Genomic DNA, 9,720 nt, shown 5'->3' on the forward strand with positions numbered 1-9,720 from the left:
TTACTAACCTAATTGATTGTTTATAAGAGAATCTTAAAATAATAATAAATGAAATTTTATAAAGTTTTAATAGCAGTTTTAGTATTGTTTTCAGCTTGTAAATCTGTTAAGTATCCAGATTTAGAAAATGGATTGTATGCAGATATACAAACAAATCGTGGAGATATCTTAATAAAGTTACACGAACAAGAAATGCCAATGACGGTTGCTAATTTTGTGTCGTTAGCTGAAGGAAACAATCCGAAAATGACTGATTCTTTAAAAGGAAAGTCATATTATAATAATACAAAGTTTCATAGAGTTATTAAAGATTTTATGGTTCAAGGAGGTGATATTACTGGTACTGGTAGAGGTAATGCAGGTTATAGGTTTGGAGATGAATTTCCGATGAATGAAAACGGAGAATTAATTTATAAGCACGATTCACCAGGAGTGTTATCTATGGCGAATTCAGGAAAAGCAACAAACTCTAGTCAGTTTTTTATAACGCATAAAGAAACGCCTTGGTTAGATGGTTTGCATTCGGTTTTTGGTAAAGTATTGTTAGGGCAGAACATTGTTGATTTAATAAAACAAAACGATTATATCAATCAAGTAGAAATAATAAGAGTAGGTAAGGAAGCTAAAAAATTTAAGGCAGTTAAGGTATTTGAATATGAACTTACGAATGTAGCAAAGAGAGAAGCTGAACGTGAAGAAATAATAGCAGAATTAAAACGTAAATTCCAAGAAGAAAAAGGAATTAAAGAAGCTGTTGAAACGGATTCTGGTTTAAAAGTATTACAATTGAAAAAAGGAACTGGTGAAAAAGTTAACCCAGCTATTCCTACCACAGTTCATTATACGTTGTTTTTGGCTGATGGAAAAAAAATAGATTCGAGTTTAGATAAAGCTACTCCATTTACATTTATAATTAATGATCCGAAACTACCTTTAATTACAGGTTGGAAAGAAGGTGTGAAGAAAATGAAAAAAGGGGGTAAATCAAGGTTTTTTATACCTTATTATTTAGGATACGGAGAAAGTGGTTTAGGGCCAATTATTGGAAAGACAGATTTAGTTTTAGAAATAGAAGTATTAAAAGTAGGTAAATAATTTTGATAGAAAATATTATACAAAAAGACAAAGAGCTTTTAATTTATTTAAATAATTTAGGAAGTGAGCAATGGGACGGACTTTGGTTGGTAATAACGAATCAATTTTACTGGATTCCTTTTTTTATATTTATTCTTTTTTTAGTTTTTAAACATTTAGGATGGAAAAAAGGATTGTTTACAATGTTGTTTATAGCGGCTTTAATTACTTTTTCAGATCAGATAACAAATGTTATTAGAGGTGTTTTTGAGCGATTACGACCAAATAATGATCCAGCGATTAAAGATTCATTAAGAACGCTTATAAGACCTCAGAGTTTTAGTTTTACTTCTGGTCATGCAACAACATCTACAGTTATTACTGTTTTTTTAATCATGCTTTTAAGAAAACACGTAAAGGCTATTAAGTTTTTGATATTTTTCCCATTAGTTTTTGCTTATAGCAGACTGTATTTAGGAGTTCATTTTCCTATTGATATATTATGTGGTTTTATAAACGGAACAGTAATAGGATGCCTTGCGTATAAATTATATGAAATTATATCAAGAAAAATATTTGATTAATTCTACTCTTTTGTAATGTAAATACTTAATATTAGAAAAAAATAAAACGATCTCTACTTTTCTAAAAGTAGAGATCGTTTTATTTTTTTTGAGTTTCATTTTAATGCATAAAAAAACCCGAAGCATTTGCTTCGGGTTTTGCGGAGAAAGAGGGATTCGAACCCCCGGTCCTGTAACAGACAACGGTTTTCAAGACCGCCGCATTCGACCACTCTGCCATTTCTCCTGACATGCATATCAAGTATGTCCTGATTGCGGGTGCAAATATACAACCTTTTTTCACTTCTAAAAAAACTTTTAGTTGATTTTTTTATGGAAATTTAGAGTGATTAAAAGCTTTTGGAGGTAATTGTTTTGATACCAGTAAGTTTGCTCTGAAAAAATAAATGTTTTTTTTTCTGTAGATTGTATTTTAGTATCTTCATTTTTAAGATTTGTATTAATATTTGGAGTTTTTAGGTTTCTTTTTAGATAATTATGATTCAAAAATTATAGTTTTAATCGCAAATAAATTACTTTCGTTTAAAATAGAGAGCGTATGTTTAATTCATTTGGAAATATATTAAAACTAATCACTTTTGGAGAATCACACGGAATTGCAATAGGAGGTGTTATAGATGGTTTTCCGGCAGGAATGGAAGTTGACCTTAGTGCGGTTCAAAAAGAATTAGATCGCCGTAAGCCTGGGCAATCTAAAATTGTAACCCAACGTAAAGAACCAGATACGGTTGAATTTTTGTCAGGAATATTTGAAGGAAAAACAACAGGAGCTTCTATTGGCTTTCAAATTAAAAACACCAATCAAAAAAGTAAAGATTACAATCATAATACCAATGTATATCGTCCTTCTCACGCAGATTATACCTATGATAAAAAATATGGGATTCGAGATTATAGAGGTGGCGGTCGTACATCAGCTCGTGAAACAGCTAATTGGGTAGTTGCGGGTGCTTTGGCAAAGCAATTAATAAAGCATATTAATATAAACGCTTTTACATCATCCGTTGGTGATGTTTTTATGATGAAACCTTATCAGGATTTAGATTTTACGAAAACAGAAAATAATGCTGTTCGTTGTCCTGATGAAGTGTCGGCAGAAAAAATGATTACTAAAATTGAAGAAATAAAAAAAGCAGGCGACACTATTGGAGGAACAATTACATGTGTAGCGCAAAATATGCCTATTGGTTTAGGAGAACCTATTTTTCATAAATTACATGCAGAGTTAGGTAAAGCTATGTTATCAATCAATGCTGTAAAAGGTTTTGAGTTTGGAAGTGGGTTTTGTGGAGCAAAAATGCAAGGTTCTGAACATAATGATATCTTTAATGAAGATGGTACAACACAGTCGAATCTATCAGGTGGAATTCAAGGAGGAATTTCTAACGGAATGGACATTTATTTTCGTGTAGCTTTTAAGCCAGTGGCTACCATTATGCAAAATCAACAAACAATTAATTCGGAAAATGAGTTAACCGAAATACATGGTAAAGGTCGTCATGACCCTTGTGTTGTGCCAAGAGCGGTGCCAATAGTTGAAGCTTTAACAGCGTTAGTTTTAGCAGATTTTTGGTTGTTAAATAAAATGAGAACGATATAGTTTATAATGAGTTTTTATGAGCAGCTTTTAAAAATTCTTTCATTAAATTGGGAAGATCAGATAGTAATAAAGAGAAACGACTTTTTAGTAACTAAAGGAAACATAAGTACGCAAATGTATTTTGTTGAAGAAGGTAGTTTACGTGTTTTTATTAATGATGAAGAGGAGGATCATACAATCCGTTTTGGATATAAAAATTCATTAATAACAGCGTTAGATTCATTTTTAACAGATAAGCCTACCGATTTTTATATTCAGGCATTAAAAAAGAGTACTTTAAAAGTAATATCTAAAAAACGTTTTAATGAAGTGATGCAATCTTCCGCAGAAAATAAAAAAGTGTGGGAACAGATGTTGCAAAGTTTTGTATACCAACAAATAGAACGAGAAATAGATTTAATAACTTTTTCTCCACAAAAACGTTTTGAAAGAGTATTGCATCGAAGTCCGCAGTTATTTCAAGAAATTCCATTAAAATACATTGCCTCCTATTTAAGGATGACACCTGAAACGGTATCTAGAATTTTAAAAACTCTTGATTAGCCTCAAGAATTATCAATTTTAAAATCATCAACTTTGAATAAAATTTAGTAGATATGATTTTAAAATCTGAAGAATTAATAAATGACTTAAAAAAGTATGTAGAAAATCACATTACTTTTGTCGAATCAATAAAAAATATTTCTGAAGAAGAATTACAGCAAAAAGAAAACAAATCTTCTTGGTCGGCGGTAGAGTGTATAGAGCATTTAAATTTATATGCGGCGTTTTATAATCCCGAAATTAAGGGAAGAATTAAAAATGCAAAACAACAATCAAACCCTAATTTTAAACCTGGTTTTTTAGGTAATAAATTCTCTTTAGATATGTTTCCGCAAGAAAAAATGAAAACAATGGATACCTTTAAGAGTAAAAATCCGATACATTCTTCACTTGATGTTAATGATGTTTTAACTCGATTTATAGCGTTTCAAAAAGAGCTTTTACAGCTGTTAGAGTCTTCTAAAAAAGTTAATTTAACTAAAGTGAAAACATCAATAACATTGCCTTTATTAAAATTTAGATTAGGTGATACTTTTCGATTTACAATTTATCATAACGAACGACATATTGTACAAGCAAAAAAAGCCTTAAACTAAAAAAAGCTCGCAAATTGCGAGCTTTTTTTTATAGAATATTATTGAAAAACTATGCTAACATTGTAACAGGGTTTTCAATAAATGTTTTTAATGTTTGTAAAAACTGAGCACCAACTGCACCGTCAACCGTTCTGTGGTCACAAGCTAAAGTTAATTTCATGGTGTTACCAACTACAATAGCTCCGTCTTTAACAACAGGTTTTTGTATAATGGCTCCAACAGATAAAATTGCTGAGTTAGGTTGGTTTATAATAGAAGTAAAACTTTCAATACCAAACATACCTAAATTAGAAACCGTAAAAGTACTACCTTGCATTTCTGTAGGAGTAATTTTCTTATCTCTTGCTTTACCTGCTAAATCACGAACCGAAGCTCCGATTTGAGTTAAGCTTAAAGCATCTGTATGTTTTACAACAGGTACCACTAAACCTTCATCAACAGCTACTGCAACACCAATGTGAATATGAGTATGGAATAATGTGTTATTATCCGTCCAGCTAGTATTTACATTTGGATGTTTTTTTAATGCCATAGCACAAGCTTTTACAACCATATCGTTAAATGACACTTTAGTATCAGGAATCGAATTAATTGTTTTACGAGAAGCCATTGCATTGTCCATATCTACTTCAATATTTAAGTAGAAGTGAGGTGCAGAAAATTTAGAATTTCCTAATGCTTTAGCTATAGCCTTACGCATTTGAGAATTTTTAATTTCTGATGTGTTTTCTTCGCCTGCAACAGCAAAATTTGTTACTGCAGATGGAGTAGGAGTATTCGTTGTCGCCGAGCTAGGTGTTACTTGTTTTGCAGAAGGAGTATAGTTTTCTACATCCTTTTTAACAATACGTCCGTTTTCACCAGAACCTTTAATATCAGCTATGTTAAAACCTTTATCTTTTGCTATTTTTTTAGCCAATGGAGAAGCAAAAATTCTTTTTCCTAAAGAAGTTGTTGTGGTTACAGCAGTTTCTGTAACAGTTTTAGTTTCTTCTTTTGTTGTTGTATCTTTGGTTTTCTTTGTAATAACAGTGTTTCCTGATGCTTGAGCAGCTAATACAGTAGCAACATCTGTTCCTTCTTTACCAATAATAGCAAGTAGTGTATCTACAGGAGTGGTTTGTCCTTCTTCAACACCGATGTGTAATAGAACACCTTCGTTAAAAGATTCGAATTCCATTGTCGCCTTATCAGTTTCTATCTCAGCTAAAATATCACCTTCTTCAACTTTATCACCTACATTTTTTAACCAAGAAGCTACAGTACCTTCTTCCATTGTATCACTTAAACGAGGCATGTTTATAACAATTGCACCTTCGGGCATTGTTATAGTATCATTTTGTGATGCAACTGAACTATTTGTAGTTTCAGGTTTTGTTTCTTCTTTAGCTTCAGAAGTTGTATTTCCGTTTAATAAAGCAGAAATATCTTCACCTTCTTCACCAATAATAGCTAACAAAGTATCTACAGGAGAAGTTTCTCCTTCTTGTACTCCAATGTATAATAAAGTTCCTTCGTTAAAAGATTCAAACTCCATTGTCGCTTTGTCAGTTTCAATTTCAGCTAAAATATCACCTTCTTCAATTTTATCACCTACATTTTTTAACCAAGAAGCTACCACTCCTTCTTCCATCGTGTCGCTTAAGCGAGGCATGTTTATAATTATAGCCATGGTTTACTTAGATTTTATAAATGGATAATCTTCTTGTTCGTATACCATATCTTGCAATTGATTTAATTCTGGATATGGAGAGTCTTCAGCGAATTTTTCACATTCTTTTACTGAATCTTTTACTTCTTGTTTAATTGCTTCTATTTCGTCGTTAGAAGCGTATTTGTTTTCCTTAATGATGTCTAAAACTTGTGTAATAGGATCAATCTTTCTGTATTCCTCAACCTCGTCTTTTGTACGATAATGTTGCGCATCAGACATTGAGTGACCTCTGTAACGGTATGTTTTCATTTCTAAGAAAGTTGGTCCTTCTCCACGACGTGCTCTTTGAATAGCTTCATCAACAGCTTCGGCAACTTTAATAGGGTTCATTCCATCAACAGGACCACAAGGCATTTCGTATCCTAAACCTAGTTTCCAAATATCAGTATGATTTGCAGTTCTTTCAACAGAAGTTCCCATGGCGTACCCATTGTTTTCAACAATAAAAATCACTGGTAATTTCCAGTTCATAGCCATATTAAAGGTTTCATGTAAAGAACCCTGACGAGCTGCTCCATCACCAAAACAACATAATGTTACAGCATCATTACCTTGGTATTTATCACCAAAAGCTAATCCTGCTCCTAAAGGAATTTGACCACCAACAATTCCGTGACCACCATAAAAACGGTGTTCTTTAGAGAAAATATGCATAGAACCTCCCATACCTTTAGAGGTACCGGTAACTTTACCATATAATTCAGCCATTACACGTTTAGGATCTTCTCCCATACCAATTGGTTGCACGTGATTACGGTAGGCAGTAATCATTTTATCTTTAGATAAGTCCATTGCGTGCAATGCACCTGCTAAAACAGCCTCTTGACCGTTATATAAGTGTAAAAAACCTCTTACTTTCTGTTGAATGTAAACAGCAGCTAACTTGTCTTCAAACTTTCTCCAAAATAGCATGTCTCTATACCAGTTGATATAGGTTTCTTTGGTGATTTTATTCATTATATATTAGTTGTTTATTTAAAGTTTGTTTGTTTTACGTGTTTTAAAACGTAACTACAAAAGTAAGTAGTTTTTGGTAATTTTAAAAAAGTTCTTGTTAAAAGTTACAGTAAGGTTTTTTTGGTGCTAAAACCTGCTCGTATTAATCTTTCTGTTTAGCTATTATAATTGATGCTTTTGCACCAGTAGCTAGGTTCCATTGATTGGTTGAAATTAACGATCCGGCTTCGCTGTAAATTTTAAAACCGGCGGTATTTGGCCCCGAACTACCTTGGTTTATAGCTAAAATTTCGATAGTATTTATACCTTTATCTAAAGGGATATTAAAAGATTGGTAATTTTGTTTAAGAATTAGGTTGCTAACCACAGGCATATTATTGATAAGAATGGTTACTTTATCGCCATCAGGATACTGAAAATCTCTGCAAATAATAGTTACACTATTAGATTTTGTACTAAAACTACCTAAATCTTGATCGATGATAGGGTATTGGTACATTCCATTTATCTTTTGAAAAGCTTTTAAGTAGCGTTCTTCCGATATTTTTGCTTTAGTTAAAATACCTTTATTGGCTAAATTTCTTTCAGCCTGTTTCTTTTTTAAATCTTTTTGCTGTTTGTTATGCGCAGTTTTAAAACCATCATTATTTTTAAAATCTAATGAAGTTGGTTTTTTAACTTCTTTTGCAGGAGCGGTTATAATACCAAAAGAGGAATTGTTGTCTTTTTTATTTTTAAATGAACCATCAAGTTGCGCAAAATTATAGGTGCTTATACTTAATAAGATAATCAGAAAAAAAGAGTGTTTAGTTTTTATCATCGCAAATTAATCTAAGCAAATATAATGCCGATATTTTTTATTAATCTAAACAAAGCGTTAAAACTTATGTGCCTACGAGGTGAATCTTATCTATTGTTGCCGTTATTGTTTAAGTAATAAAATTATTTTATAGGAAAATCAAAATAAGTTTTAGGAAAAGGTTCGTGTCGTAAAGTAAAGTGCCACCATTCGTTTGTATAGGGTCTAAAATTATTTTTACGCATTATAGTTTGTAATAATTGCCTGTTTTTCTTTTGATTTTTAGTTAACTTCGGATAGGCAATATGTGAAGAAATTCCAAAAAAATCATATGGACTTCCCATGTCTAACTCTTTTTTTGTTTTTAAATTGATAATTGTTAAATCGACGGTACTACCACGAGAATGCCCAGACCTAGACGATATATAACCTTTTTTAAATAAGTGTCTCTTATTTACACTTGGGTAGTATTGGTGTTTCATTAATGTGTCATTAATAACACGAGCCCATTTCACAAAATGATTTACAGCTCTTTGTGGGCGGTATGCATCAAAAACTTTAAGACTTAATTCTTTTTTTAATAACTCGGCTTGTACTTTTTTTAATGCTTTTGCTGCTTGCGTAGTAATAATAAGTACATTTTTTTCATAACCATTTATAGATGTGCCAATAAAATTATTGTCAGAGCAATACCTAAGTTCTTTTTTTACCGTAGGAATTACTTCTTGAAGATAAGAAAAACCATTTGGCAATTGTTGAGATTGAACAAGAGCAGAAAAAAATAATAATATAAAAATAGTACATTTCATAGGGTAAAAATAAGAAAATGATTTTAAAAATATTCGTTTAAATTAGAGAGTTTATAACCATAGATGAGTATTTGGACTTGTGTTTTGTTATATGTGTTTTTTTAAGTGATTTGTTGTTGAATTGTAATTGTTAACATATGTTTATTGTATTATAGTTGTTTATTTAGTATATTTACTGAGTATTATATTTTGTATGCTTATTAGAGAATAACCTATAATCCCCCAGCTATATGAACACAGTTAACAACGTCCAAATTATTGAAAAAGAACAAATTAAATTTTTAACTTTTTCAAAATCAGAAGTTTTAGGTAAAAAAGATGATCAATTGAACCGCTTTTTAGATTTAAAAAGAGCTTTAGCGCTTGGTAATCTTGAAAAAGGAAAGGTAAGAATTACCTTTGTAGATGACACAGGTTTAAAAATGGTAGAAACTACTATATGGGCATTGACAGAAAAGTCGGTTATCTTAAAAAAATCAACAATTATTCCGTTGCAAAGAATTTTAGGAGTCGCTTAAATAGTAAAAAAAAACCTCACTTTATAAGAGGGCACTGAAAAAGTCCTCAAGACTAAATTAAAAGGAGTAGAAAGTAAAAACTTTTTACTCCTTTTTTCGTATCTTAAAAAAGTAAAATAATGCTTTTATAGATGCTGGTTCAACAACAAGAAATTCAATTTAGTCAATACAGTTCTTTGTATGATTTAATTGTTCCTAAAGATAATTTATTAAGAAAAATTAATGATTTAATAGACTTTTCTTTCATCTATGAAGAGTTGGTAACCAAGTATAGCCTGAATAATGGCCGCACAGCAGAATGTCCCATTCGAATGTTTAAATACTTGTTGCTAAAAGTTATTTATACGATTTCAGATGTTGATGTTGTAGAACGTTCACAGTTTGACATGTCCTTCAAATATTTTTTAGGAATGCTTCCAGAAGATGCTGTTATTAACCCGAGTTCGCTAACTAAATTTAGAAAACTTCGGTTAAAAGATACTGATTTGCTCAATTTATTGATTACAAAAACAGTGTCAATTGCTAT

11 protein-coding genes and 1 tRNA gene are annotated in these 9,720 nt (G+C 31.2%); 7 read left to right on the plus strand and 5 right to left on the minus strand.

Annotated features, from left to right (window positions below; all coding sequences use genetic code 11):
* Positions 1–48: 48 nt before the first annotated feature.
* Both N2251_RS02285 and N2251_RS02290 read left to right on the plus strand, forming a co-directional pair.
* Positions 49–1,095 carry a peptidylprolyl isomerase gene (locus N2251_RS02285; protein ID WP_260585082.1) on the plus strand — a complete coding sequence of 349 codons (1,047 nt, stop codon included), beginning with the start codon at positions 49–51 and terminating at the stop codon, positions 1,093–1,095.
* A 2-nt stretch (positions 1,096–1,097) separates the two neighbouring features.
* A complete protein-coding gene (locus tag N2251_RS02290) occupies positions 1,098–1,658 on the plus strand; it encodes a phosphatase PAP2 family protein (protein WP_260585083.1) in 561 nt (186 codons plus the stop codon).
* 141 nt (positions 1,659–1,799) lie between these two features.
* Here the strand turns inward: N2251_RS02290 and N2251_RS02295 are convergent.
* Positions 1,800–1,884: transfer RNA gene (locus tag N2251_RS02295), tRNA-Ser, on the minus strand.
* A gap of 312 nt (positions 1,885–2,196) precedes the next feature.
* Between N2251_RS02295 and aroC the strand changes: the two genes are divergently transcribed.
* From aroC to N2251_RS02310, 3 genes are read left to right on the plus strand one after another with little or no spacing between them, the layout of a single operon-like run.
* Complete coding sequence (gene aroC / locus N2251_RS02300) at positions 2,197–3,258, plus strand: chorismate synthase (RefSeq protein WP_260585084.1); 1,062 nt, start codon at positions 2,197–2,199, stop codon at positions 3,256–3,258.
* Positions 3,259–3,264: 6 nt separating this feature from the next.
* Positions 3,265–3,801 carry a Crp/Fnr family transcriptional regulator gene (locus N2251_RS02305; protein WP_260585085.1) on the plus strand — a complete coding sequence of 179 codons (537 nt, stop codon included), beginning with the start codon at positions 3,265–3,267 and terminating at the stop codon, positions 3,799–3,801.
* 53 nt (positions 3,802–3,854) lie between these two features.
* The gene (locus N2251_RS02310) at positions 3,855–4,397 is read left to right on the plus strand and encodes a DinB family protein (protein WP_260585086.1); all 543 of its coding nucleotides are present in this window, start codon (positions 3,855–3,857) and stop codon (positions 4,395–4,397) included.
* Positions 4,398–4,446: 49 nt separating this feature from the next.
* Here the strand turns inward: N2251_RS02310 and N2251_RS02315 are convergent, their stop codons facing one another.
* The 4 genes from N2251_RS02315 to N2251_RS02330 form a co-directional block, all read right to left on the minus strand.
* A complete protein-coding gene (locus N2251_RS02315) occupies positions 4,447–6,069 on the minus strand; it encodes a dihydrolipoyl dehydrogenase family protein (protein ID WP_260585087.1) in 1,623 nt (540 codons plus the stop codon).
* Positions 6,070–6,072: 3 nt separating this feature from the next.
* Positions 6,073–7,068: a pyruvate dehydrogenase (acetyl-transferring) E1 component subunit alpha gene (gene pdhA / locus N2251_RS02320; RefSeq protein WP_260585088.1), complete on the minus strand. Its 996-nt coding sequence runs from the start codon at positions 7,066–7,068 to the stop codon at positions 6,073–6,075.
* A gap of 142 nt (positions 7,069–7,210) precedes the next feature.
* Entirely contained in the window at positions 7,211–7,888 is a 678-nt protein-coding gene (locus N2251_RS02325) for a hypothetical protein (RefSeq protein ID WP_260585089.1), read from the minus strand.
* Between the two features lie 122 nt (positions 7,889–8,010).
* Positions 8,011–8,676 (minus strand): M15 family metallopeptidase, encoded by a 666-nt coding sequence (locus tag N2251_RS02330; RefSeq protein WP_260585090.1) that lies wholly within the window; start codon positions 8,674–8,676, stop codon positions 8,011–8,013.
* Between the two features lie 230 nt (positions 8,677–8,906).
* Here N2251_RS02330 and N2251_RS02335 point away from each other — a divergent pair, with 230 nt between their 5' ends.
* Positions 8,907–9,194 carry a hypothetical protein gene (locus tag N2251_RS02335; protein ID WP_260585092.1) on the plus strand — a complete coding sequence of 96 codons (288 nt, stop codon included), beginning with the start codon at positions 8,907–8,909 and terminating at the stop codon, positions 9,192–9,194.
* A gap of 131 nt (positions 9,195–9,325) precedes the next feature.
* Positions 9,326–9,720: transposase (locus N2251_RS02340; RefSeq protein WP_260585093.1), on the plus strand; the 395-nt coding region annotated here is incomplete at its 3' end.

It is taken from the genome of Tenacibaculum haliotis (assembly GCF_025215075.1).
In the GTDB taxonomy this organism is placed as follows: Bacteria; Bacteroidota; Bacteroidia; order Flavobacteriales; family Flavobacteriaceae; genus Polaribacter; species Polaribacter haliotis_B.

Excerpts from the sequence above, each read along its gene's own strand:
- N2251_RS02285 (WP_260585082.1), top strand. The coding sequence starts at position 49 with ATGAAATTTTATAAAGTTTTAATAGCAGTTTTAGTATTGTTTTCAGCT.
- aroC (WP_260585084.1), top strand. The coding sequence starts at position 2,197 with ATGTTTAATTCATTTGGAAATATATTAAAACTAATCACTTTTGGAGAA.
- N2251_RS02305 (WP_260585085.1), top strand. The coding sequence starts at position 3,265 with ATGAGTTTTTATGAGCAGCTTTTAAAAATTCTTTCATTAAATTGGGAA.
- N2251_RS02310 (WP_260585086.1), top strand. The coding sequence starts at position 3,855 with ATGATTTTAAAATCTGAAGAATTAATAAATGACTTAAAAAAGTATGTA.
- N2251_RS02315 (WP_260585087.1), bottom strand. The coding sequence starts at position 6,069 with ATGGCTATAATTATAAACATGCCTCGCTTAAGCGACACGATGGAAGAA.
- pdhA (WP_260585088.1), bottom strand. The coding sequence starts at position 7,068 with ATGAATAAAATCACCAAAGAAACCTATATCAACTGGTATAGAGACATG.
- N2251_RS02325 (WP_260585089.1), bottom strand. The coding sequence starts at position 7,888 with ATGATAAAAACTAAACACTCTTTTTTTCTGATTATCTTATTAAGTATA.
- N2251_RS02330 (WP_260585090.1), bottom strand. The coding sequence starts at position 8,676 with ATGAAATGTACTATTTTTATATTATTATTTTTTTCTGCTCTTGTTCAA.
- N2251_RS02335 (WP_260585092.1), top strand. The coding sequence starts at position 8,907 with ATGAACACAGTTAACAACGTCCAAATTATTGAAAAAGAACAAATTAAA.